This is a genomic window from Paractinoplanes ovalisporus (assembly GCF_016834655.1).
GTDB lineage: Bacteria > Actinomycetota > Actinomycetes > Mycobacteriales > Micromonosporaceae > Actinoplanes > Actinoplanes ovalisporus.
The window spans coordinates 81,698-105,416 of record NZ_JAENHP010000017.1 but is presented as its reverse complement, the minus strand read 5'-3'; the positions used below and the strand labels follow the sequence as shown (position 1 = coordinate 105,416).

The 23,719-nt window shown below is 69.1% G+C and carries 23 protein-coding genes; 17 read left to right on the top strand and 6 right to left on the bottom strand.

Annotation, left to right across the window (positions count from 1 at the left end):
• Positions 1-5: 5 nt before the first annotated feature.
• From JIG36_RS36345 to JIG36_RS36315, 7 genes are all read left to right on the top strand, one after another.
• Complete coding sequence (locus tag JIG36_RS36345) at positions 6-1,325, top strand: ABC transporter substrate-binding protein (protein ID WP_203380970.1); 1,320 nt, start codon at positions 6-8, stop codon at positions 1,323-1,325.
• Positions 1,322-2,287 carry a carbohydrate ABC transporter permease gene (locus JIG36_RS36340; protein ID WP_203380969.1) on the top strand — a complete coding sequence of 322 codons (966 nt, stop codon included), beginning with the start codon at positions 1,322-1,324 and terminating at the stop codon, positions 2,285-2,287. The genes JIG36_RS36345 and JIG36_RS36340 overlap by 4 nt, the downstream gene beginning before the upstream one ends.
• Positions 2,287-3,117: a carbohydrate ABC transporter permease gene (locus JIG36_RS36335; protein ID WP_203380968.1), complete on the top strand. Its 831-nt coding sequence runs from the start codon at positions 2,287-2,289 to the stop codon at positions 3,115-3,117. Before JIG36_RS36340 ends, JIG36_RS36335 begins: the two co-directional genes overlap by 1 nt.
• A 7-nt stretch (positions 3,118-3,124) precedes the next feature.
• Complete coding sequence (locus JIG36_RS36330) at positions 3,125-3,760, top strand: hypothetical protein (RefSeq protein ID WP_203380967.1); 636 nt, start codon at positions 3,125-3,127, stop codon at positions 3,758-3,760.
• Between the two features lie 9 nt (positions 3,761-3,769).
• Positions 3,770-5,461, top strand: a complete 1,692-nt coding sequence (locus JIG36_RS36325) for a DUF6311 domain-containing protein (RefSeq protein ID WP_203380966.1) — start codon at positions 3,770-3,772, stop codon at positions 5,459-5,461.
• A gap of 24 nt (positions 5,462-5,485) precedes the next feature.
• Positions 5,486-5,857, top strand: a complete 372-nt coding sequence (locus JIG36_RS36320) for a hypothetical protein (RefSeq protein WP_203380965.1) — start codon at positions 5,486-5,488, stop codon at positions 5,855-5,857.
• 250 nt (positions 5,858-6,107) lie between these two features.
• Positions 6,108-6,626, top strand: coding sequence for a monooxygenase family protein (locus JIG36_RS36315; RefSeq protein WP_203381070.1), 519 nt, complete (start codon positions 6,108-6,110; stop codon positions 6,624-6,626).
• Positions 6,627-6,907: 281 nt separating this feature from the next.
• On the opposite strand, the gene JIG36_RS36310 is transcribed toward JIG36_RS36315, so the two are convergent.
• Positions 6,908-7,351, bottom strand: coding sequence for a hypothetical protein (locus JIG36_RS36310; protein ID WP_203380964.1), 444 nt, complete (start codon positions 7,349-7,351; stop codon positions 6,908-6,910).
• Positions 7,352-7,388: 37 nt separating this feature from the next.
• Between JIG36_RS36310 and JIG36_RS52660 the strand changes: the two genes are divergently transcribed.
• Positions 7,389-8,054 (top strand): DUF3052 family protein, encoded by a 666-nt coding sequence (locus JIG36_RS52660; protein ID WP_236048950.1) that lies wholly within the window; start codon positions 7,389-7,391, stop codon positions 8,052-8,054.
• Between the two features lie 228 nt (positions 8,055-8,282).
• On the opposite strand, the gene JIG36_RS36300 is transcribed toward JIG36_RS52660, so the two are convergent.
• Together JIG36_RS36300 and JIG36_RS36295 are read right to left on the bottom strand one after the other, a co-directional pair.
• Positions 8,283-9,368: a right-handed parallel beta-helix repeat-containing protein gene (locus JIG36_RS36300; RefSeq protein WP_203380963.1), complete on the bottom strand. Its 1,086-nt coding sequence runs from the start codon at positions 9,366-9,368 to the stop codon at positions 8,283-8,285.
• Between the two features lie 181 nt (positions 9,369-9,549).
• The gene (locus JIG36_RS36295; RefSeq protein WP_203380962.1) at positions 9,550-10,788 is read right to left on the bottom strand and encodes an FAD-binding protein; all 1,239 of its coding nucleotides are present in this window, start codon (positions 10,786-10,788) and stop codon (positions 9,550-9,552) included.
• Between the two features lie 231 nt (positions 10,789-11,019).
• Between JIG36_RS36295 and JIG36_RS36290 the strand changes: the two genes are divergently transcribed.
• Both JIG36_RS36290 and JIG36_RS36285 read left to right on the top strand, forming a co-directional pair.
• Complete coding sequence (locus JIG36_RS36290) at positions 11,020-11,160, top strand: hypothetical protein (protein ID WP_203380961.1); 141 nt, start codon at positions 11,020-11,022, stop codon at positions 11,158-11,160.
• A gap of 2 nt (positions 11,161-11,162) precedes the next feature.
• On the top strand, positions 11,163-11,471 hold the full coding sequence (locus JIG36_RS36285) for an STAS domain-containing protein (protein WP_203380960.1): 309 nt from the start codon (positions 11,163-11,165) through the stop codon (positions 11,469-11,471).
• A 265-nt stretch (positions 11,472-11,736) separates the two neighbouring features.
• Here the strand turns inward: JIG36_RS36285 and JIG36_RS36280 are convergent, their stop codons facing one another.
• Positions 11,737-12,711 carry a sigma-70 family RNA polymerase sigma factor gene (locus JIG36_RS36280; RefSeq protein ID WP_203380959.1) on the bottom strand — a complete coding sequence of 325 codons (975 nt, stop codon included), beginning with the start codon at positions 12,709-12,711 and terminating at the stop codon, positions 11,737-11,739.
• Positions 12,712-12,817: 106 nt separating this feature from the next.
• Here JIG36_RS36280 and JIG36_RS36275 point away from each other — a divergent pair, with 106 nt between their 5' ends.
• Positions 12,818-13,645, top strand: a complete 828-nt coding sequence (locus JIG36_RS36275) for an alpha/beta fold hydrolase (protein WP_203380958.1) — start codon at positions 12,818-12,820, stop codon at positions 13,643-13,645.
• 200 nt (positions 13,646-13,845) lie between these two features.
• On the opposite strand, the gene JIG36_RS36270 is transcribed toward JIG36_RS36275, so the two are convergent.
• On the bottom strand, positions 13,846-14,745 hold the full coding sequence (locus JIG36_RS36270) for a LysR family transcriptional regulator (RefSeq protein WP_203380957.1): 900 nt from the start codon (positions 14,743-14,745) through the stop codon (positions 13,846-13,848).
• Between the two features lie 84 nt (positions 14,746-14,829).
• Here JIG36_RS36270 and JIG36_RS36265 point away from each other — a divergent pair, with 84 nt between their 5' ends.
• The 5 genes from JIG36_RS36265 (at position 14,830) to JIG36_RS36245 (ending at position 21,624) form a co-directional block, all read left to right on the top strand.
• Positions 14,830-15,702 carry an NAD-dependent epimerase/dehydratase family protein gene (locus JIG36_RS36265; RefSeq protein ID WP_203380956.1) on the top strand — a complete coding sequence of 291 codons (873 nt, stop codon included), beginning with the start codon at positions 14,830-14,832 and terminating at the stop codon, positions 15,700-15,702.
• A 297-nt stretch (positions 15,703-15,999) separates the two neighbouring features.
• The gene (locus tag JIG36_RS36260) at positions 16,000-16,368 is read left to right on the top strand and encodes a hypothetical protein (RefSeq protein ID WP_203380955.1); all 369 of its coding nucleotides are present in this window, start codon (positions 16,000-16,002) and stop codon (positions 16,366-16,368) included.
• Between the two features lie 255 nt (positions 16,369-16,623).
• Positions 16,624-17,832, top strand: coding sequence for a hypothetical protein (locus tag JIG36_RS36255; RefSeq protein WP_203380954.1), 1,209 nt, complete (start codon positions 16,624-16,626; stop codon positions 17,830-17,832).
• A gap of 196 nt (positions 17,833-18,028) precedes the next feature.
• Positions 18,029-20,074 carry an ATP-dependent zinc metalloprotease FtsH gene (ftsH, locus tag JIG36_RS36250; protein ID WP_236048949.1) on the top strand — a complete coding sequence of 682 codons (2,046 nt, stop codon included), beginning with the start codon at positions 18,029-18,031 and terminating at the stop codon, positions 20,072-20,074.
• A gap of 1,109 nt (positions 20,075-21,183) precedes the next feature.
• Positions 21,184-21,624 carry a DUF4440 domain-containing protein gene (locus JIG36_RS36245; protein WP_203380953.1) on the top strand — a complete coding sequence of 147 codons (441 nt, stop codon included), beginning with the start codon at positions 21,184-21,186 and terminating at the stop codon, positions 21,622-21,624.
• On the opposite strand, the gene JIG36_RS36240 is transcribed toward JIG36_RS36245, so the two are convergent.
• A complete protein-coding gene (locus tag JIG36_RS36240) occupies positions 21,605-22,465 on the bottom strand; it encodes a hypothetical protein (RefSeq protein ID WP_203380952.1) in 861 nt (286 codons plus the stop codon). The two genes, JIG36_RS36245 and JIG36_RS36240, sit on opposite strands and share 20 nt — an antisense overlap.
• A gap of 172 nt (positions 22,466-22,637) precedes the next feature.
• Between JIG36_RS36240 and JIG36_RS36235 the strand changes: the two genes are divergently transcribed.
• Positions 22,638-23,480, top strand: a complete 843-nt coding sequence (locus JIG36_RS36235; protein WP_203380951.1) for a PHP domain-containing protein — start codon at positions 22,638-22,640, stop codon at positions 23,478-23,480.
• The last annotated feature ends 239 nt before the right edge of the window (positions 23,481-23,719 follow it).

Sequence of the window (23,719 nt, the reverse complement as noted above, 5' to 3'; positions counted from 1 at the left end):
GCGTCATGGAGCCCAACCCGAGAGCGGGCACGCCCGCTCAACGTACTACCCGGCGCCGGTTACTCGCCGCCGCCCTTACCGTTCCCCTTCTGCTCGGCGGCGCCGCAGCCTGCGGCGACGATGATTCCTCCAGTGGTGGCAAGACCGAACTGTCGATCTTCTGGTGGGGTGCGGAGAAACGCGCCGAACTCACCGACCAGGCGCTCGCGCTCTACACCCAGAAACACCCGGACGTCACGTTCAAGAAGACCTGGCAGGGAAACCAGGGCTACTTCGACAAGCTGGCCACCCTCACGGCCGGTGGCAACGCGCCCGACATCTTCCAGATCGACGACAACTACATCTCCGAGTACGCGGGTCGGGGCGTCACGCTCGACCTGACCCCGTACACGCAGAACGGCAAGCTCGACGTCAGCAAGTTCCCCGAGAGCCTGCGCAAGTACGGCGAGGTCGACGGCAAGCTGGCCGGCGTCGCCATGGGCGAGAACACCCAGGGCCTGGTCTACAACAAGACGCTGCTCGAAAAGTTCAAGCTGCCCGAGCCCAAGACCGGCATGAGCTGGGAGGAGTTCATCGACTGGGCGGCCAACGTGACCAAGGTGTCCAAGCTGCCCGGCACCCAGGACGCGAGCGCGGTCTACCAGGCGCTCTGGGTCTACCTGCGGCAGAACGGCAAGGACCTCTACTCCGGCAAGCAGCTCGGCTTCGACGAGGCCGACATGACCAAGTGGTTCACGCTCTGGAAGGACGCCCGCGCCAAGGGGGCCACGCCGACCCCGGACGTGATCCACGAGGGCAACGCCAGCGACGTCAGCAAGCAGCTGATCGTGACCGGCAAGGCCGGCACGTCGTGGGTCTGGACCAACCAGATGCCCGAGCTGAAGAAGAACACCGAGGACGAGCTGGGCCTGATGGCCTACCCGGGTGACTCCAAGGTGCAGTGGGCGCGCGCGTCGCTCTACTTCTCGGCGTTCCGCGGCAGCAAGAACAAGGACGTCGCGGTCGACGTGATCAACTTCCTGGCCAACGACCCGGACGCGGCGAAGATCCTCGGCACCGACCGTGGCCTGCCGCCCAACACCGACATCCGGGCGCAGATCGCGGCCAGCGTGACCGACCCCAACATGAAGCAGACCATCGCCGTCCAGGACGAGCTGGGCAAGCAGTTCGGGCCGAACCCGCCGACCGTGCCGCCGCAGGGCCACAGCAAGGTGCGCTCCGAGCTGGTCCGGGTGGCCGAAGAGGTCGTCTACGGCCGGCAGACCCCGGAGCAGGCCGCCGCGGCGTACGTCTCGGCCGCCAAGGCGGCGATCGGCGCCTCGTGACCGCCTCGACTTTGACCCGCGACCCCGCTGCCCCCGCCGCTCACCGGCCGGGGCGGCGGGTCCGCCGGCGCCGGGAGAACCTGGCCGGATACGTCTTCCTGTCCCCGTGGCTGCTGGGCCTGCTCGGCATCACGGCGGTCCCGATGCTCATCTCGCTCTACCTGAGCTTCACCGACTACAGCCCGCTGATCTCGCTGGGCGACGCGAGCTGGGTCGGGTTCGACAACTACCGGCGCATGTTCACCGCCGACCAGTCCTACTGGCACGCGGTCACCGTGACCATCACCTTCGCGCTGGTCGCGGTGCCCCTGAAGCTGGCCGCCGCGCTCGGCGTCGCCATGCTGCTGAACCGCACCATGCGCGGCATCTCGGTGTTCCGCGGCCTGTTCTACCTGCCGTCGCTGCTCGGCGGCAGTGTCGCCCTGGCCATCGTGTGGGTCAGCATGTTCAACCGCGAGGGCGCGTTCAACTCGTTCCTCGCGCTGTTCGGCATCGAGGGCCTGCCCTGGGTCAACGACCCCGACTGGGCGCTGTACACGCTGATCCTGCTCGCGGTCTGGCAGTTCGGCGCCCCCATGGTGATCTTCCTGGCCGGCCTCAAGCAGGTGCCGTCCGAGCTCTACGAGGCGGCGTCGGTCGACGGCGCCAGCCCGTGGCGCAAGTTCGTGCACATCACGCTGCCGATGCTCTCGCCGGTCATCTTCTTCAACCTGGTCCTCGAGACGATCAACGGGTTCCAGGGCTTCACGTCGGCCTTCGTGCTCTCCAACGGCACCGGCGGCCCGGTCGACTCCACCCTCATGTACACGCTGAACCTCTACATCAAGGGATTCGTCGAGCTGGACATGGGCTACGCGTCGGCCATGGCGTGGGTCTTCCTGCTCGTGATCGGAGCCATCACGGTCGTGCTGTTCTCCACGGGCCGCTTCTGGGTCCACTACTCCGACAACGAGGAGCGGTGATGCGTTCGTACGTACGGCTTCTCGCTCTGCTGTTGATCCTCGCGGTCGTGCTCTACCCGTTGGTGTGGATGGTCGGCACCTCGGTCAAGTCGCCGTCCGAGATCGTCAACAACATCGGGTTGATCCCGCGCGAGTTCACCCCCGGCAACTTCGCCGAGGGCTGGACCAAGTTCGACGTCAGCTTCGGCCGCTTCTTCCTCAACAGCGCGCTCGTCTCGCTGCTGACCGTGGCCGGCAACACGATCTCGTGCCTGCTCGCGGCGTACGCGCTGGGCCGTCTGCGGTTCCGCCTGCGCGGCGTGTGGTTCGCCCTGATGATCGGCACGCTGCTGCTGCCCGGCCACGTGCTGATCATCCCGCAGTACATCCTGTTCCGGACCCTGGGCTGGGTCGGCGGCGACTGGCCCTACCTGCCGCTGCTGGTGCCGGCGTTCCTGGCCACCGAGGCCTTCTTCGTGTTCCTGATCGTCCAGTTCATGCGCGGCATCCCCCGCGAGCTCGACGAGGCGGCGGTGATCGACGGCGCTTCCCCGTACGGGATCTTCCGGCACGTCATCCTGCCGCTGTCCCGCCCGGCCCTGGTCACCACGGCGATCTTCTCGTTCATCTGGACCTGGAACGACTTCTTCCGCCAGCTGGTCTTCCTGTCCGAGCTCAAGGACTACACGGCTCCGGTGGCGCTGACCCTGTTCATCGACTCCACCAGCGAAAGCGCGGTCGGTCCGATGTTCGCGATGTCGCTGCTCTCGCTGATCCCGGTGTTCCTGTTCTTCGTGGCCTTCCAGCGGCTGCTGGTCGAGGGCATCAACACCAGCGGCCTGAAGGGGTGAGTTCCTGATGCCTCACGACTGGCGCGATTCGCTGCGGCTGGCGGCCGACCTGGCCCTGCTCGGCATCCTGGTGACGGTCGGGTCTCTGCCGATCGTGACGGCGGGCGCGGCCGTGGGCACCGGAAGCATGGCCGTCCACCGGCTGCTCACCATCGGCCGGTGGCCCACGGCGGCCGAATGCTGGGCGTCGTTCCGATCGCGCCTCGTGCCCGGTGTGTGGGCCGGGCCGCTGGTTCTGGTCGCCGCCTGGCTGATCGCGGTCGACGTGGCGGCGTTGCGGCGAGGCGCGGTGCCGGGCGGGGGAGTGGTGGTCGGTGCGGTGTTGCTGGCCGCCGCGCTGGGAGCCGGCTTCGCCGCTGTGGTGGCCGGGCTCTCCGGCGCTTTTCCCGTACGCATGGAGGCCGCACCCGGCGCGGCGGCCCGCCCCGGTTCGATCCGCCGGGCCCGCGCGCTCGTGGCGGCCCGGCCGGCTGCGTTGCCCGCCGTGACCGGCGTGGTGCTGGTCGCGGCGATGCTGGCCGCCTTCGTGCATCCCGCGCTGGTCCCGGTGCTGGCCGGGTTCGCGCTCTTCGCCGTGCACGCCGTGCTGGGGCGCGTCGCCTTTATCCGCGGATCCGCCGGTGGGAGCCCATCGCCGATGTAACCATGGTGCGTGGTCGCTCGCGGCTGGATCGTCCGGCACCGCGCCGACGGCCTCGCGGTCGGCGTCTTCGTCGTGCTCGGCCTCGTGGTGATGGGCCAGTACCTGCCCGATCCCGACGGCCGGGTCGCCGCGCACCTCGACATCGACAACACGTGGTTCGAGTGGTTGCTGGCGCACGGCGCCTACTCCGTACGTCATCTCAGCAATCCGCTGTTCTCGTTCCGGCAGAACGCGCCCGACGGCGTGAACATGATGGCCAACACGTCGGTGCTCGGCGTGACCCTCCCGCTGGCGCCGCTCACCCTGCTGCTCGGCCCGAAGATCGTCTACGTGGTGTGGATCGTCGCCGCCACCATCGCCACCGCGACCACCACCTACTGGGCCCTCGCCCGCCACCTGGTCCGCTCGCGGGCGGCCGCGTTCGCCGGGGCCGCCCTGGCCGGTTTCGCGCCCGGGGTGGTCAACCACGCGAGCGGCCAGCCCAACTTCGTCTCCCACTTCCTGCTGCCGCTGATCGTCGTCAAGGTGCTGACCCTCGGCCGCCCTTTGCGCGACGGCTTGGTTCTGGCCCTGCTGGTGACGTGGCAGGTGTTCATCAACGAGGAGATGCTGCTGATCACGGCCTGCACCTTGGCCGTCACGGTCATCGCGTACGCCTGGCAGCGCCCCCAGGCCGCCCGCGCCCGACTGCGCCCGTTCGCCGCGTCGCTCGCCGTCTGCGCGGTGATCGCGGCCGCGCTGTGCGCCTACCCGCTCTGGATGCAGTTCGCCGGCCCGCAGAGCTACCAGGCCCTCCCCGACTTCCACTGGTGGGGCGAGGACATCGCTGCGGTCGTCACCCTGCCCCGCGACTCCATCGGCGCGTTCGGCGTCGAGCCCCCGTTCAGCCGCACCGAACAGAACACCTGGTTCGGCTGGGCCCTGACCATCGTCGCCGTGCTGCTCGCATTCCTGCTGCGCCGCACCTCGGTCGCCGCGCGCACCGCCGCCGTGGTCGCGCTGGTCCTCGCCTTCGCCGCCCTCGGCCCCCAGATCCAGATCAACAACGAGCCCACGTACGTCCCCGGACCGTGGGCCCTGATCTCCGACCGCACACCGGTGCTGGGCCTGATCATGCCGAGCCGCCTGTCCTACGGCGTGCTCGGCGCTGTGGTCGTCCTGGTCGCCCTGGGCTGGGAACACGCACCCCGTCTCAGCCGCTTCGGCCGCCCGATCATCGTCGCCGCCCTGCTCCCGCTACTCCCCGTCCCCATCCAGACGGTCCCCGACCCGAGGCCTCCGCACTTCATCACGTCCGGAGCCTGGCGCCCGTACGTCCCACCCGGCACCACCCTGGTCCCCGTACCGTTGCCCGGCCTGGGCCTGGGCCGCACCACCCTCACGTGGAGCGCCGCCGCCCACCACGAGTTCCCCGTCCCGTGCGGCTACTTCCTGGGCCCCGACGAACACGGCGTGGCCCGCATGAACCCCGGCGCCCGGGTAACCACCGTCCAGCTGATCCTCGACGTCATCTATACCCGCGAGGTGCCCACCGTCACGGCCGCGACACGCGCCGCCGTACAAGCCGACCTGACCCGCTGGAACGCCGCCGTGGTCGTCCTGGCTCCCCAGCCGGCCGAGGCTCAGCTCCGTTCCCTGCTGGTCGACCTGCTAGGCCCGGGCGAGCGCCACTCAGACGTGTGGCTCTGGACCGTGCGCTGAGGCCGTTCCTCTACCCTGGCCCGCATGCACGATCACAGTCCCGCTGCCGCCGACGGCTCGTACGTCCATGAGGAGCACGAGGTCTTCCGGTACGTGCCGTTCCCTTTCCCGGAGGGGCAGTTCCCGCACAGCCTGGGCGCGGTCGTCCAGCGCACGGTTCTGGAGGGTGTCGAGCCGGCCCGCCAGGTCTTCCACACCGCGGACAACTCGTGGAACGTGGGCGACGGGGTCAACGACCCGAACGAGCCCGGAGCCGTCGTGGTCACCTGCCTCCGGCGGTTGGTCGACCGGGACCCGTCCATGGCACAGCTGGTCGACCTGCCCCACGGATACGAGGCGTACCGCGCCGGCCCCGATCAGCCGTGGCGGCGTGAACCCTTCACTCCGCTCGACTGAGCCGCCCCGCTTCCGGCCTTCGGCCTAGCGGGACGCGGGTCCGATCATGACCTTGTTTGCTGCGACCCGCAGATGGAGCGTCTCCGACCGGAGAAACCCGGTCGCGCTTTGCCGGAGCGTGCGGCCGGCGCTGGGAACCTCGTTCGGAGCAGGCGCCGATAGCTGACCGAGAAGGCCGCACGCACCAAAGTGGATGGTCGGTGCGCGGCCTTACCATCGGAGGATCCCTTGACCGGAAGGAGATCCGGTGATGCTGAGCCGCGTCAATCGAGAAACCGTCGACCTGTCGTCCTATCCCGACCTCGTGGTGGTCTATCTGGGCATGCGCGTCAACCGGCTCTACGGCCTGCGCACCCTGATGGCCCGCGGCCCGCGGATCGACCAGTCGGCCGACAAGCCGGACGGGTTGCTCGCGCACGAGCCACTCCTCTGGTCGTTGTTCCCCATGCACCTCGGCATCCGCCAGTACTGGCGCGACCTGCCCTCGCTGCTGACCTGGGCCCGTTCCGAGCCGCACCGCGTGTGGTGGCGCGACTTCCTGCGCGACAGCGGCGGCACCGGCTTCTGGCACGAGACCTACCTGCGGCGCGGCGGCATGGAGGCGGTCTACGACGACGTCCCGCAGCGCCTCGGCTTCGCCTCCTTCGCCCCGGTGCACCCGGCCCGCGGCGCGATGTTCGGCTCGGCCGCGCGTGTCGGCCGCCCGGAGGACGACCTCGCCCCGGTCGTCACCGAGGACGACCTCTACACCCCCGGGACCGGGCAGTAGATTCTGTCTCTCATGCCGCCGGGACAGCGGGGACCCAGTCGGGCATTTCGCGGTGGTCCTTGCCTTCGCCCGCCCTGGGCCCGCAAACCCAGATCAACGGCGAGCCCACGGACCTTTCGGGACCGTGGGCTCTGATCTCCGACCGCACACCGGTGCTGGGCCTGATCATGCCGAGCCGCCTGTCCTACGGCGTGCTCGGCGCCGTGGTCGTCCTGGCTGGGAAACACGCTCCCCGCCTCAGCGGCTTCGGCCGTCCATCGAGGCAAGCGGCCGCAGCGCGATCACCAAACCGTGTCATTCCGCCACGGATAGCCGTAGTTCTCTTTGCCGTTGCTGAGATTCCTGCGCGCTGCCACCCATTTGATGTAGTCGGTCGTCGCAGTCGGGCCGTAGACGGATATGTTGACCTCCCCGCCGCAATCCCCGGCCGGGCCGACCCAACCATTGGCGAGGAGCCCGGAATAGTGGTAGCCCGTCCTGTCCTCAGTGCGTCGGTCGTAGATCTCGTAGTAGACGAACGGCCGGTATCCGTCACCGCAGTTGTCGTCCTTGACCGTGAAGAGGTTACGGCCGACGTGATAATGCGTGCCCGCGTTGTACCAGGCGTACCCCGCACCGGACGGGGCACCCATCTCCGAGGTGGCGGCCAAGGCGGGCGCAGCGGTCGACAGAAGTGCCGCCACGGCAACAGTGGCGACAAAAGAAGAGCGTTTCAGGATGTTCATTTTTCCCGTTCCCCCGTTCCAGGCTCACCGTGATCCGATGAGCTCGAATCAAATGGCGTCGCGACCGGACAAGAATCGCATTCCGATTCTTTCCCTGCCGACCACCGTAGGAGTCCCGGCGATCGTCGCCCAGAGCCAATCCGGTGGCGGCTTGACGGTGCCACTCAGGATCTTGAGACGTGCGGGGCCGATCACCCGGCGCGGCCGCAGGTCTGTTCTGGGTGGACGGCGGCGCGGTTACCATCCTCGGGTATCCGACGATCGCGAAGGCGGGGCTGGCATGGCTGGTTACTCGGGCACGCCGCTGCATCGCAAGCTCGGCATCAAGCCGGGGCATCGGGTCGCGTTGCTCGACGCGCCGGACGGTTTCGCGGGCACTCTCGACGGACTTCCGGACGGGGTCGTCCTCCGGCCCGGGCTGGCCGTCGATGCGCCGAGCGACGTGGTCGTGCTGTTCGTGACCGAACGCGATGAGCTGCAGGCCCGCCTCGACGAGGTCAGGGCAGCCATGGCCCAGGACGGCGGCTTCTGGGTCGCCTGGCCGAAGCGGGCGTCAAAAGTGCCCACGGACGTCACCGAGGACGTCGTCCGTGAGATCGCGCTGCCGACCGGGCTGGTCGACAACAAGGTGTGTGCGATCGACGAGATCTGGTCGGGCCTGCGGCTGGTCATCCGCCGCGAGAACCGGAAGCCAACCCGCTGATGCCCCGTGGTGGACCGCCCACGCGAGGCGGCCCACCAACCCGCCCACGCGAGGCGGCCCACTAACCCGCCCACGCGAGGCGGCCCACCAACCCGCCCACGCGAGGCGGCCCACCAACCCACCCGCGCGAGGCGGCCCACCAACCCGCCCACGCGAGGCGGCCCACCAACCCGCCCACGCGAGGCGGCCCACCAACCCACCCGCGCGGGCCGGCCCACCGACAGAACGTCAGCGGCAGAGGACGGTCAGACCGGGCAGCCTCAGCCACGGGCGGTAGGTGACGCCGGAGCTGACCTTGTCGCCACGGCCCGCGGCGACCGCGCCCGGGCCGGTGATGGCGCCCCACCAGTTGCACGTCGCGTCGGCCGCCGCGCCCGAGGCCGGGTTGTTGAAGACGCCGTACTGGGAATTGCCCGTCAGGTTGTTGCGGTTGATCTTGACGGTGCCGGAGGCGGCGGCGACGTTCACGCCGTACTGGTTGTTGCGCAGCGTGTTGCCCGTGATGCTGACGGCGGAGTTGGTGCCGACGCCGAAGTCGTTCGCCAGCTTGACGCCCGACGCGGACGAGCTGATCGTGTTGCCACTGACCACGACCTGGCTGTTGCCACCACCGACGTAGATCGCCGACGACGACCCGTTGCCGGTCACCGTGTTGCCCGAGATTGTGGCCCCGGTCGTCTTGAACAACGCGACCAAAGTTCCGCCGGCGGTGCTCTTGTTGCCGGAGACAATCAGATTCGCATTACCTTCGATGAAGGTGATGTCGGCGTTGTAATTCGACGGAACCGGGCCCGTGAAAACATTCTCAACAATGGTCACGTCGCGTACGGGCGTGCTGTTGGCCTGGAATCCGTCGGACGCCGTGGACGTATTCTTCACCAGGTTGCGGCGGAACGTCGTACGGCTGGTCGTGATGGACGCCGCCCGGCCCGGGTTGTTGATGACGGTGTTCTGGATCGTCTCGCCGCTGTTGCCGTTCTGCATGACCAGCGCCGCCGTCCCGCCGCCGGGCGGGCCGTTCACGGTGAACCCGTCCACCGTCACGTCGTTCGCGCTGATGGTGATGGTGCCGGTCAGCGCCGACTCGCCCGAGCCACGGCGCGTCCGGGCGTCCTGACCGGCCTTCGCCCCGTTCAGGGTGAGGCTGCGGGCGATCGCGACGTTCTCGGTGAAGCTGCCCGGCGCGACCTTGACCGTCCGGCACGCGGTGGCGTTCACGGCCGACTGGATCGTCGGGTAAGCGGTGGACGGGACACTGCACACGGCGTTGCGCCCGGGCGAGGCATGACTCACCCCGCCCCCGATGGCGGACATCGCGACAACGGTGGCGACAAACCCACCCGACGTGAATGCTAATCTCATTCTCGGCCTACCCCTGATCGGCGGAAGAAACAGGGGCACAAAATAACCCCGCCGCCGCTCCGGAAACGTTCGCAGGCCGGAGCGGCGGCGTTTCACCGCCCAATCACCCGTACGGGGTCGTGCGGTTTCCGGGCTACCCGAGAATCGTGTTCAGCCAGTCGTTGCGGAACGTTCCGGCCGGGTCGTATTTACGGACGAGTTCCTGGAAGTCGCCGAAACGCTCCCACCCCTCGCGGATCGTCTCGGGCGTCATCGTGAACACCTTGCCGACGTGCGGGCGCGGCGCCAGCGGGGCCAGGCGCTGCTCGATCTCGGCCACGACCGGGGTCACCGCGTCGGCGTCGGCGATCCACGTGAAGTGCAGCGCCAGACTGTCCCGGTGGTAGTTCGGGCTCAGCCACAGGTCGTCCGCCTTGATCGTACGGACCTCGCAGACCTGCAGCACCGGAGCGACCCGTTCCCGGATCGAGGCGACGGCGTCGATCGCGGCCAGCCCGTCCTCGCGGCCCACGTGGTATTCCGACTGCAGCTCCTCACCGCTGGACGGCGTGAACTCCATGCGGAAGTGCGGCAGCCGGGTGTGCCACGGGCCGGGCACGCCGCCCTGCTCGGTGCTGTTCATGGCGGGCATGCCGGGCACCGGGTGGCGCGGACCGTCGGCGAGCCGGCCGCCGTACCACTCGTCGCCCATCGGCTCGGTGCGCTTGAGCCAGGCGTGGCTGATGTCGCGGCTCGTCCAGTTCGTGAACAGGCTGACGCTGTACCCGTCGCCGAGCATGTCGTAGAGGTGGTCGTCGAGCGAGGCCCGGGGCACGTTGTCGAACACGTACTGCCGGATGTCGAACGTCGGCACCACGTCGAGGGTGAGCGCGGTGATCACGCCGAGGGCGCCGAGGTGGACGACCGCGCCGTTGAAGTCGGCGTCGCCGCGCGACAGCGTCACGAGCTTGCCCGAGCCGTCGACGAACTCGATCGACGAGACGACGGTGGCCAGGTTGCCGTGGGTCATCCCCGAGCCGTGCGTGGCGGTGGCGATGGCGCCGGCAACCGAGATGTGCGGCAGCGACGCCGTGTTGTGCAGGGCCAGGCCGTGCGCATACAGGTAGGCGGCGAGCTCGCCGTAGCGGATGCCGCCGTCGACCCGTACGGACTTGTGGTCGGCACTGATCTCGGTGACCCGCGGCAGGTCGGCGAGCGAGATCAGGGTGCCGTCGGTGTCGGCCATGCGGTTGAAGGAGTGACCGCTGCCCAGCACATGAATCGGCCCACCACCGGCCACGATCTCCTGCACCTCGGACACCGAGCCCGGCCGGCGCAACATCCGCGCGTTGAAGACAATGTTGCCGGCCCAGTTCCTGACTTGCTCGCTCATCAGACCACGAGACTTTCCGCGATGTTGCCGGGCTGGCACAAGAAGTTGCTGACTTGCTCGCTCATCAGACCACCCTAAATCCCTTTCCCGTACGGTCGGCAGCCCGTTCCGCCCTGGTAGAGCACCCGAATCGGACCCCAGCGCGAAGACAGCACAAAACAGGCAGACCTTTCCACGTACGACCGGCAGCCCGTTCCGCCCCGGTGGCGGCGCCCGAGTCAGATCCCCGGCGTGAAGACGGCACGTAACGGGCAGACCTTCCCGCGTACGACCGGCAGCCCGTTCCGCCCCGGTGGCGGCGCCGAAGACAGTACGAAACGGGCCGAGCCCCGCACGACCGATGAGTTCCGCGCCCCCGGGGAGTCCCACTAGGTATGACGGTTGTGTTCGCCGTCGGCGCGACGATCACCCGCGCGGACGTTCCGTGCCTGTGCTCGGGCCTGGCCGACCTGTTACGCGGCCGTCCGGAATCGGGCGACGTCGTGTGCGACGTGTCCGCGCTCGCCCGCCCCGACGTGGTGACCGTCGAGGCCCTGGCCCGCCTGCGCCTGACCGCGGGCCGTCACGGCCGCCGTTTCCTCATCCGCGGCGCCACCCCCGAGTTGCTCGGCCTGTTCTCCCTGATGGGCCTGGGCGGTTTCCTGGCCGCCACCCGAAAAACCGCCGCCGAACCGCCCACCTGACACGCGCAGCCAGTCACGCCGCCCGTCCAACACACGCGCCGCCCACCTGACACACGCAGCCTGAGGCAGGCAGCCGCGCCGCCCGCCCGACACGCGCGCCGTCGAAACTCCGCCCACCTGACACGGACAGCCGTCCACGCCGCGCGCCGACACGCCGCTCACCTGACACACGGGGCCTGGGCAGGCAGCCGCGCCGCCCGCCCGACACGCGCGCCGTCGAAACTCCGCCCACCTGACACGCGCGGCCTGCCCAACACGCGCGCCGTCAGGCCGGCAGGCGGTCGGGCAGGCCGAACAGCGGGAACAGCCGCACGGTGTCGATGAAGTTGTTGACGCCGGTGATCCGCCCGTCGGAGATCTCGAGCACGATCAACGCCCACGGCGTGTGGCCGTCGCCGTCTTCGGCCGGACGGTATTGCGCGAACGCCGGCAGCCCGTTCGCCGCCACCGGAATCAGCCGCGACCCCTCGCAGCCGGCCCCGGTGCCGGTCATCCAGGCGATGATGTCGGCCGGACCGCGCAGCCACAGCGGCAGCGGCGGCATCGAGAGCGTCGCGTCTTCGTGGAGCAGGGCCGTGAGAGCCGTCAGGTCGTACGCCTCGAAGGCCTGCACATAGCGGGCCAGCAGCTTCTTCTGTTCCTCGTCGCCGGGTTCGAGCACCTGGGCGGTCTTGTCGGTCGACGCGATCGTCGCCCGGGCCCGCTGGAGTGCGCTGTTGACGCTCGGCACCGACAACTCGAGCAGGTCGGCCACCTCTTGCGCCGACCAGGCCAGCACCTCGCGCAGGATCAGCACCGCCCGCTGCTTGGGCGGCAGGTGCTGCAGTGCGGCCACGAAGGCCAGCCGGATCGACTCGCGGTCGGCGACCACCTGGGCCGGGTCGGCGACCGAGGCCAGCACCCGCCCGTCGGGCACCGGGCCGACCCAGATCTCGTCGGGTTTCGGCTCGCCCGGGTGGGTGGCATGGCCGGAGCCGGCCGGCGCGAGGTCCATCGGCCGGGCCCGCCGCTGGGCGCTGCCGAGCATGGTCAGGCAGACGTTGGTGGCGATGCGATAGAGCCAGGAGCGCAGGGCCGAGCGGCCCTCGAAGCCCTCGTAGCTCTTCCACGCACGCACGAGGGTGTCCTGGACGGCATCCTCGGCCTCGAAGGCGGAGCCGAGCATGCGGTAGCAGTAACCGGTCAGCTCGGGTCGGAACGTCTCGAGCTGGGTTTCGATCGGGGTGGCCACGTCGCTCACGGGACCGAAACTAGCCCAGGGGTACGACAGAAAAAACCTCCGCTCACACCGATGAGTTCGCGCGACGGTCCCGGTCCTACCCGCAACCGACGACGAAGGAGCCGAAATGACCACCACCTGGACCGCCGAGCAGCACGGCAACGGCGCGTACGCCGAGGTCAACGGGATCAACCTCTACTACGAGACGCACGGCGCGGGCCGCCCGCTGATCCTGCTGCACGGCGGGCTCGGCTCGGGCGAGATGTTCGGCCCGATCATCGGCCGGTTCGCCGCGGGGCACCAGGTCATCCTGGTCGACCTGCAGGGCCACGGCCGCACCGCCGACATCGACCGGCCGCTCGACATCAAGTTCATGGCCGACGACGTCGCCGCCCTGATCGACCACCTGGGCCTCGAGAAGCCCGACGTGGTCGGCTACTCGCTCGGCGGCGGGGTCGCCCTGCTGCTCGCGATCCGGCACCCGCAGAAGGTCGGCCGCCTGGTCACGGCCTCGGCCGGCATCCGGCGCGACGCCACCTACCCCGAGATCCTGGCGCAGCAGGGCCAGGTCGGCGCCGAGGCCGCGGAGTTCATGAAGGAGACCCCGATGTACGAGCTGTACGCACGGGTCGCGCCCCGCCCGGAAGACTTCCCCCGCCTGCTCGACAAGATCGGCAAGTCGATGGCCGTCGACTACGACTACACCGAGGAGGTCCGCAACCTGCAGGTGCCGACGCTGGTCATGGCGGCCGACGCCGACATGTGCCCGCCCGCCCACTTCGTCGAGGTCTTCGGCCTGCTCGACGGCGGTCAGCGCGACGGCGGCTGGATGGGCGAGGGCCGTCCCAAGGGCGGCCACGCGCTCGCCATCCTGCCCGGCCTGACCCACTACAACCTGTTCATGTCCCCGCTCTTCGCCGCGGCCGCCCTGGAGTTCGTGGACAAGGCGGAGTGACCGACCGCCCTGGAGTTCGTGGGACAGGGCGGAGTGACCGTCCGCCCTGGAGTTCGTGGGACAGGGCGGAGTGACCGTCCGCCCTGGAGTTCGTGGGACAGGGCGGAGTGACCGGCCGCCCTGGAGTTCGTGGACGAAGCGGAGCGACCGGCCGCCGCCGCCCTGGAGTTCGCGGAAAAGTCGGAGTGACCGGGAAACGATCAGAAGCGGTCACGCCGTACGACGTGATCGTCGACCATGGCCAGGAACGCCGCCGCGGCCCGGGTCGGCGCCACGTCCGCGCTGCGGGCCACCGCCAGCACCCACGTCGCCGCCGGCGGGTCCAGGTCGACCGGCACCACCCGGGCCCCCGCCTCGGCGACCAGCGGCGGCACCAGCGCCAGCCCGATCCCCGACTCCACATAGCCCGGGATCGTGCTCAGGTCACCGACCTCGATGGCGATCCGCCGGACGATCCCGGCCAGGCGGAAGTCGTTGTCGGTGTGGACCCGGTTGCAGAACCCGGGCGGCAGGTCGATGAACGGTTCGTCGGCCACCGCGGCCGCGCTGACACACTTCCGGCCGGCCAGCGGGTGGCTCGCGGGCACGAGCAGCCGCGGCTGGAACGTGGCGATCGACTCGACGTGCAGCCCGGGCACGTTGGTCTTGGGCAGCCCGACGAACGCCGCGTCCAGCTCACCCGAGCGCAGCGCGCCGACCAGCCCGTCGGTGCCTTCCGAGTCGACGTTGAGGCTGAGCAGCACGCGGGGGTGCCGTTCCCGGAAGTCGCGCACCAGCGCCGGCAGGTTCACCGCGGTCAGGCCCGACAGCGTGCCGATGCGCAGGCTGCCGGTGATGCCTTCGCGCACCCCGTCGACGGCGGCGCGGGCCTGGTCCAGGGAGTCGAGGGCGCGGCGGGCCTCGGGCAGCAGCGCCTTGCCGGCCCCGGTGAGGGCGACGCTGGTCGTGGTGCGCTTGAACAGCGGGGCGCCGAGGTCACGTTCCAGCGCCCGGATGCTCGCCGAGACGGTCGACTGCACGGCGTGGGTACGCCGCGCGGCCCGCGTGAAGCTCAGCTCCTCGGCGACGGCCACGAAGAACTGAAGCTGACGTTGTTCCACCCCCGCAGCCTATCGCCATCGGCTATCAGTGAGATCGGAACTATTCGTTGGCGGCGCATAGTCGCCCGGGCCAAGGTGGCTGTCATGAACGTTTTCCTGACCGGTGCGACCGGCTACATCGGCTCCCGTGTCCTTCTCGCGCTGATCCAGGCCGGTCACAGCGTCACGGCGTTGGTCCGAGACCCTTCCCGCGTACGGGCTGAGACCGCCCGACTGGTGACCGGTGACATGCGCGACCGCGACCTCGTCCGAGGGCTCGCCGCCGAGGCCGACGCCGTGATCGCCACCGCCGCACCCGGAGACGCGACCAGCGCCGCCGCCGACAACGACTTCGTCGAGGCTGTGCTCGCCGGTCTGCGGCCGGGCGCCACCCTCGTACGTACGGGGGGAATCTGGGTCTATGGCTCCGGAGACGCCATCACCGAGGAGTCACCCCTGTCGCCGCCCGCCATCGTCGCCTGGCGCGAGGAGATCGACCGCCGCGCACTGACCTCCCCCGGAATCCGCTCGCTGCTGGTCGAGCCCGGCGTCGTGTACGGCGACGGCGCCGGCATCCCCGCCATGGTGTTCGGGGGAGCCCAGCTCGGCGACCCGGCCGCGTTGCAGCTGATCGGCCCCGGAACCCAGCACTGGGCCACCGTGCACGTAGACGACCTGGCCGAGCTCTATGTGGCCACGCTGACCCACGGCTCGACCGGCGACCGTTTCCTGGGTGTCGGCGGCGACAGCCCGTCGGTGGCGTCCCTCGCCGACGTCGCCAGCCGTCGCCTGGGCCTGGACGGCCGGGTGGTCGCCGAGGACCCGGCCGACACGGTCGCGCGGCTGGGCGCTTTCGGCGAGGCGTTGCTGATGGACCAGCAGGCATCAGGCGAGAAGGCCCGCCAGACCCTCGACTGGAAGCCGTCACGCCCCACGCTGCTCGAGGTGTTCGCGGCCGGCGAGTACGACCCGTCCTGACCGTCGTTGTCCACACTGGCGGGTTGTCCACAGGGCAGCCCGCCAAGATCTCCCACTCCTGAAACAATGGAAATCGGGGGGTACCCCCAAGGCCCCGAAACGATCTTCAGCACGCGGCACCGGTCTCTCCGTCGGCCGTTTCAGTGCCGACGTCGATCGGGTCCTGCTCAACCACTTTGCACGGCCGGGATGGCGCCCGATCCGTCATGAGCATAGTGTCGACCTGTGATTGAACACGTTCAAATTGCGGAACGTCGACCGCCGGGACGGTCGTCTCGGCCACGCGCTTCCCGGCCGGTGGGGAAGCTTCGGTACGCGACAGCTGCGGTCGCGGTCATCTACACCGGGTTCGCCTCCGCCTACATCGGTGACGCCCTGACTTGGCGAGTGGGCGTCGGGTGGTTCGCGGCCGGTGTCGCGGTGACCGTCGCGCCCCTGTTCACCCGGAGAATCCGCGCCTTTCGCCTCGCCTGCCGCATCGAAGCTGTGATCGTGTTCCTGCTCAACGTGGTGTGCTTCATGGTCGTCGGCCTGCTGCTGTTGCCCGCGCTCGTTCCGCTGGTCGTCGCCGCCGCGAAGTCTCATCGAGCCGACACCGCGGCGACCCTGGCCTTGGTCACGGTGGCCGTTGCCTGCTTCAGCGCGGCGATTCTGGGCTGCGCATGACCGGCGTGATGCCGCTGCGCCGCCGGCTTGGTTTCACGGAGTTCGCGCCGGAGCCGGGTCCGGGCCGTCGCGCCGGGCCTCCGGGTGGCCGGCTACAAAACTTTGCAGCCGTCTAATGTGCTCTGAGCTGGCCTTTTGTGACCCACTCACAGAGATCACCTTAAGAAATCCTTAAGTGCTGATCGACCATGGGAGCGCTCCCGTATGGATGGCCGTAGCCAAAAACGGTCCCCCTTCGCGGAAGGCGCACTCCCAATGTACAGAGCACGCTTCAACAAGTCTTCCTCCAAGAACACGCGTCGCTGGCAGATCGGTGCGGTCGCGGGGGTCGCCGTGGCCATGGTCGGGGTCGGCCTGGGTGTGGCGTCGGCCGCGGAGTCGGTGCCGACCGTGAACTGCCCGACGCTGACCAACCTTCCCGCGGTGCCGGCTCAGGCCCAGGCCGAGGTGCAGCGCAACCTGGAACTGCTCAACACGCAGATCTCCGAGGCCAACAACCGCCTCCGTACGTCGGTGGGGCAGGGCGGCGCGAACTTCATCCAGAACGCCATCCTGGGCCCGCTGGCCGACAAGCGGTTCGCCACCATCAACCGCATCGAGACCGCGATCGGCCGTAACGCCGCCAAGCCGAACCTCAACGCCGAGGGTCTCAAGACCTGCACGCTCAACGAGGACGGCGGGAACTCGGCGCAGCAGCCGACCGACGTCCCGGCCGCGGGCGACAACGGCAACGCGGGCGGCGGCGAGAACGCCGGCGACGGCGGCAGCAACGCCGCCCTGCCGACCGTGAACTGCCCGCAGCTGACCAACCTGCCCGCCATCCCGGCCCAGGCCGCGGCCGAGGTGCAGCGCAACCTGGAACTGCTCAACACGCAGATCAGCGAGGCCAACGCCCGGATCGCGTCGACGGTCGGCCAGGGCGGCGCCAACTTCATCCAGAACGCCATCCTCGGCCCGCTGCAGAGCAAGCGGTTCGCCACGATCAACCGGATCGAGACGGCGATCGGCCGTAACGCCGCCAAGCCCGACCTGAACGCCGAGGGCCTGTCGGTGTGCTCGCTGAACCAGAACGGCGGGAACTCGGCCGAGCAGCCGACCGAGGTGCCGGCGGGCAACACCGGCGGTGGCAACGCGGGCAGTGGCAACGCGGGGGGCGGCAACAACGCGGCGGTCGCGACCGTGAACTGCCCGGCCGTCAACAACCTGCCGGCCATCCCGGCCCAGGCCGCGGCCGAGGTGCAGCGCAACCTGGAACTGCTCGACACCCAGATCGCCGAGGCCAACGCCCGGATCGCCTCGTCGGTCGGCCAGGGCGGCGCGAACTTCATCCAGAACGCCATCCTCGGCCCGCTGGCCGACAAGCGGTTCGCCACCATCAACCGGATCGAGACGGCGATCGGCCGCAACGCCGCCAAGCCCGACCTGAACGCCGAGGGCCTCAAGACCTGCACCCTCAACCAGTAACGACCACTGCACCACCGCAGACAGGCGCGCGCCCGGACCCCCACCCGGGCGCGCGTCATGCCGTACGGGAACAAACGCGGTTTCCCGTACGGCGGAGAGCTCGTCACCGCGTACAGGAAACCGCTCGTGAATTTGGCACGAGTCATGCGCGTCACGAGAGCGCATTCCTGTCACACGACCGGGGTAGCTTCGCGCCATGCCCGCCGATTCGCCGAACGCGAAGCCGCCGGAGCGCCCACACCCGTGGCGGGTGGAGGGTGCACCGTCCGGCAACCCTCCCGGTGGCCCGAAAGGGTCGCGCTCCACCTGGCTCCGCTTCGGCGGCATGCTGGTCGTCCTGCTCGCCCTCAACTGGATCATCTCGTCGTTCTTCCTGGCCCCGCCCGAGCGCGCCCCGGTGTCCTACACGTTCTTCCTCAGCCAGGTGCAGGCCGACAACGTCAGCGAGATCACCTCGACCGCCGACACCATCGAGGGCCAGTTCAAGAAGGAGACGGCCTACACGCCGACCGGCGAGACCAAGTCCGAGCAGGTCGAACGGTTCACCACCCAGCGGCCCTCGTTCGCCGAAGACAACCTGTTCGCGTCGCTGCAGGCCAACGACGTGCCGGTGAACGCCAACCCGCCCGACGCGGCGAGGCCGGTCTGGCAACAGCTGCTGATCGGGTTCGGCCCCACGATCCTGCTGGTCGCGCTGTTCATCTGGATCAGCCGCCGGATGGCGGGCGGCGCCGGGGGAGCGCTGGGCTCGTTCGGCCGCTCCCGCGCCAAGCTCTACCAACCAGAATCCGGCCCGCGTACGACGTTCGCCGACGTCGCCGGCATCGAAGAGGTCGAGAAGGAGGTCACCGAGATCGTCGACTTCCTGCGCGAGCCCGACAAGTACCGCAAACTCGGCGCCCAGATCCCCCACGGCGTGCTGCTGTCCGGCCCGCCCGGCACCGGCAAGACCCTGCTGGCCCGCGCGGTCGCCGGCGAGGCCAAAGTGCCGTTCTTCTCGATCTCGGCGTCCGAGTTCATCGAAGCGATCGTGGGTGTCGGCGCCAGCCGCGTCCGCGACCTGTTCGACCAGGCCAAGAAGGTCGCCCCGTCGATCATCTTCATCGACGAGCTCGACGCCATCGGCCGGGCCCGCGGCAGCGCGCAGTCCCTGGGCGGCAACGACGAACGCGAACAGACCCTCAACCAGATCCTCACCGAGATGGACGGCTTCACCGGCAGCGAAGGCGTAGTCGTGCTCGCCGCCACCAACCGCTCCGAAGTCCTCGACCCGGCCCTGCTGCGCCCCGGCCGCTTCGACCGCCGCGTCGTGGTGAGCCCGCCCGACCTGGCCGGCCGCCGCGCCATCCTGGCCGTGCACACACGCGGCGTCCCGCTCGCGTCCGGCGTCGACCTCGACGGCATCGCCGCCACCACCCCCGGCATGGTCGGCGCCGACCTGAAAAACCTGGTCAACGAGGCCGCCCTGCTGGCCGCCCGCCGCGGGCACACCCAGGTGGAAAACGCCGACTTCACCGACGCGCTGGAGAAAGTGGTGCTGGGCACCGTCCGGGGCATCATGCTGACGGCGGGCGAAAAGGAGCGGACCGCGTTCCACGAGTCCGGCCACGCCCTGCTCGGCATGCTGACCCCCGGCGCCGACCCCGTACGCAAGATCTCCATCATCCCCCGCGGCCAGGCCCTCGGCGTCACGTTCCAGAGCCCGTCCACCGACCGTTACGGCTACTCCGCGAAGTACTTGCGGGGCCGCATCATCGGCGCGCTGGGCGGCCGCGCCGCCGAAGAGGTCGTCTTCGGTGACATGACCACAGGCGCCGAGAGCGACCTCGACCAGGTCAGCAACATTGCCCGCCAGATGGTCGGCCGCTGGGGCATGTCCGAGGCGATCGGTCCAGTCACCGTCCTGCCACCCCCAGGCCGTGAGTCGCCTTTGGGTCTCGATGGGGTGGCGCCCGCCACCAAGGAGTTGATCGACGCCGAGGTCCGAAAGATCGTGGAAGCCTGTTACGCCGAGGCGTTGGAGCTGTTGCGCTCGCACAGGCCGCAGCTCGACAGCCTGGCCCGTCGTCTGCTCGAGACCGAGACCCTGGATGAGGCCGATGCGTATGCGGCTGCTGGTCTTGATCCGTCTGATGCTCCTGGGGCTGTGGCCCGGGGGGAGGCTCCTGGGTCCTTGCCTGCGCCGGGGATTCCTCATCCGGCTGCTGCTTCCTCTGATGGTGCTTCGGCTGTTCAAGCCTGAACTGCTTTGGGGTCGGGCGGCTTGCTTGCGCTTGGACGGTTGGGGGCCGGGGTGACCCCTCACGGCGGTAACCCATCTATTGCCATGAGGGGTCACCCCGGCCCCCAACCTTGCATGGGAATCAGTGACGGCCAGGACTTTGGTCGCCGACTGGTCCGTGCCGAGAAGGCTGAGGGACCCCCGTTGCGCCGGGTGGTCTGGCTCCGCGCCGGTCATTCCAGGGGATATTGCTTCCGCAGGCCGACGTGGGTGGGTGGCTGGTGTGACGGACCTCGCCGGTTGCGCACCGCTTCGCGGTAACCACGGGTCGGTCTTACAACCGAACTACCGACGGCAGGCGGGCGCCGGCCGAGCACGACCCGCTCACACGCCACCTACCGGTTCGGCGTCCCGGCGGCCGGCTTCGACTCTGCTCGCGCGGTGGTTTTGGCGGCGGGCTATAGCAGCCCGGATGGGGTCGTGCTGCCTAGCGGAAGGCGGCTGGTCTGAGGACAGCCAGCCTGGGATCGCGCCGCCAGAAGGTGCGGTGACGAACCAGACAGTTGGCGTCGGGCCTGTTTTTCTCCCCGCCCAGCCAGGGTTCACCTCGTTTCTGAATAGTGCCCTGCTTGGTTTGGGTGATCTCCTCGCGACGGCAGCCTCAGCTCATCGTGAGGAAGGGCAGGGTGCAACCGGGGTTTGGTTGCGCCCTGCCCTTCCTTGCGATTCGCTCTCGGCCGCCGCCGCGAGGAGACCACCCAAACCCACGCCGTCGTTGCTTCCTGCCTCGTCTTTGACCGAGCCTTTTCACCGATCTCCGAGCGATGGCCGGGGTTTGGGGCGGAGCCCCAAGGTCTTAGCTCTTGAGTTTCTTCGCAGCCCAGACGACTGTCATGGCCTCACGGGTCGCTCATCGGCGACGGTGGCGATCGGACTTCGCAGCCTCGGTGTGGTGCGTGGCGCGAGCCTGGTAGTGGTCGATCTTTGCAGCCTCGGGTTGGTGCGAGCCTCGTCGTAATCGGTCTCTGTAGCCTCGTAATGACCAATCATCGCCGCCCCCGTACGGCGTGAACTCTGACGACGACCCGCGACCACGCCCCCCAAACTCTCCAGCCCCCGACAGGATCTGCATGAGCGGCGACGAGCTTTCGTACCTCGTACGCACCTTCTTTGCAGCGTTCACCTCCGGTGACGGCTGCACCGAACGGCTGACCTCCCTCCCCGGCCTTTTCCTTCCCGAGGCGGTCATCATCAAGACCGGCGACGGGGACCCGGCGATCTACACGGTGGACAGCTTCCTGAAACCACGGCGGGATCTTCTGCTTGGCGGGGCACTCAGTGAGTTCCGGGAGTGGGAGACCGGCGGCCACACCGAGATGTTCGGTGATATCGCCCAGCACTTCTGCTCGTACGCGAAAGCCGGCGTGCTCGACGGAATCCCGTTCACCGGGCGTGGGATGAAGACGATGCAGTTTGTGCGTACGAAAACCGGCTGGCGCATCAGCTCTCTGGCCTGGCACGACGAAAACACCGCCACCCCGACGACCCCAATCACCGGGGCACCAGCTTGATGCCGAGCGCCGACACCGTGACGAAGCTGCTCAGCGGCTGTTCGTGATCCTTGGACGAGGCGGTCGCGCCCACCCGGCCCCTTGCTACCGGCTCCAGCCGCCAGAGCAGTTGCCCGGGTTCCTCCACTCGCGCCTTCGCTCCTATGCCGGTCAGCACGTGCTCGCCCTTGAACTCCAGCAGGGCGGTGGGATGCTGGGCCGCGACGGCGTTTGCCAGCCGGTCGATGCGTCGCTGGACCTGAAACACCCGGTGGTCGATGAGCAGCGTCGTCAGGATCGCGATCGACCACACGTCGATCGTGCAGGGTGACGGTATGAAATGGTCCTTCGAGCGGGCCGACCACGTGTTGGTCGCTTCGTTGTCGCCCGGGAAGGAGCCGGTTGCCAGGTTGCCGGCGCCCGGCGGCCAGTTCACCCGGAAACCGCCGCTGATCAGCGTGAAGTCGTCGGGCACCGCGGCGGAGACACGGGGATGGTTCGCCGGGGGGCTGGTCGCTTTCCGGTAGAGCAGGTTGCTCAGCAGCGCCGCCCGTGGCATGTCCGGGTGGTTGATCCGCATGCCGATCGCGAAGACTGTGAGGCGGTGCGGGTTCGGCACCCGGTGGTCCTTGGAGGACGCCAGCCAGGCCGTCCGGTTCTCGTTCGGGTAGGACGCGGTCAGCAGCGCTCCGTTGGGCACTTCCGCCGCCGTGGCGCCGCCGCCCACGACCACCATGTCCCGGTCCACCTCGGCCGCCAGATCGAAGAAGGCCGGCTTCGGCGGGTCGGGCGCCTGGTTCAGGAACACCGCGGTCGTCACGAGCCGGGAACTGTCCGTCTGCTCGAAAATCTTGGTCGCCATCGGTCTCCTCCTTCGCCGTCGGCTCACTTCCACAGTCGCAAGGTCAGGCCTTGATCAGCGTGTCGGTGTAGTGACAGCGAGCGGGTCTCCGTCGGCGGTCGAAGGGCACGGCCCTGCCTCGGGCGCGGTTTTGTCCTAGGGTGGGGTGATCGTCGATCGTGGGGGAGCGGCCATGCGGGACGAACTGCCGGCCGACAGTCATGTGCACAGCGAATGGTCGTGGGACACGCCGATCGGCGACATGGAAGCTACCTGTGCGCGGGCCGTTGAGCTGGGGGTGCCGGCGGTTGCCTTCACCGAACACCTTGACCACATCGTCTGGACGGCCGACCGGAGGACGCTTGAGGAAAGTCCGCATCTGGCCTCGTTTGCCGACGGCCTAGGACAGGTGACCGCACCACCGTTTGATGCGGTCGGCTATCTGGCGGCGATCGAGCGGTGCCGGCAGAGATTTCCGGATCTGCGCGTGCTCAGCGGGCTCGAGATCGGGGAGCCGCACCTGCATACCGAGGCCGTCGCGCGGGTTCTGAGCGCCGGGCGTTTCGATCGGGTTCTCGGGTCGATGCATGCGCTGCCGATTGCCGGCGAGTATTACGAGCCGCCGGGGATGTTCGAGCACTACGGGCGAGTGGAAGCGATACGCCGCTATCTCCTGGGGATCCCGGCTGTTGTCGCCGGTAGTGATGTCTTCGCCGTGTTCGCGCACATCGACTACCCGGTGCGGTTCTGGCCGGTTGATGCCGAGCCGTTCGACCCGTACGGATGGGAGGAGGAGTTCCGGCTCGCCCTGCGCGCTGTCGCCGATGGCGGGCGGGTGCTCGAAGTCAACTCGCAGGTGCCGTTGCATCCGGAGATCCTGCGGTGGTGGCGCGAAGAGGGTGGCGACGCGGTCTCGTTCGGCAGCGACGCTCACGACCCCACGACGCTGGCCGGCGGCTTCCGCGAGGTGGCCCACATGGTCGAGGCCCACGGGTTCCGCCCGGGCCGCGAGCCGCACGATTTCTGGACGCGCTGACGGGCCGAGCCCGCACGTCACCGGTCCCGGCCAGCCCTTGTTGCCGGCGGCCTCTGCGTATCAAGGCGGCGGTAGGCGGGAGGACGGCGGCGGGTCGGCCTGACGGCGGGAGCTTGGCGTCTGAGGTCATCGCGCGGTGGGCTGGTGAGTTGGGGCGGAAATAGCTGTGCGTGGCGATTGTTTGCCTGCGCTTCGGATGTCTGTCTCCGAGCGGGCTGTTGGCGCTGGATAGCGTGGGC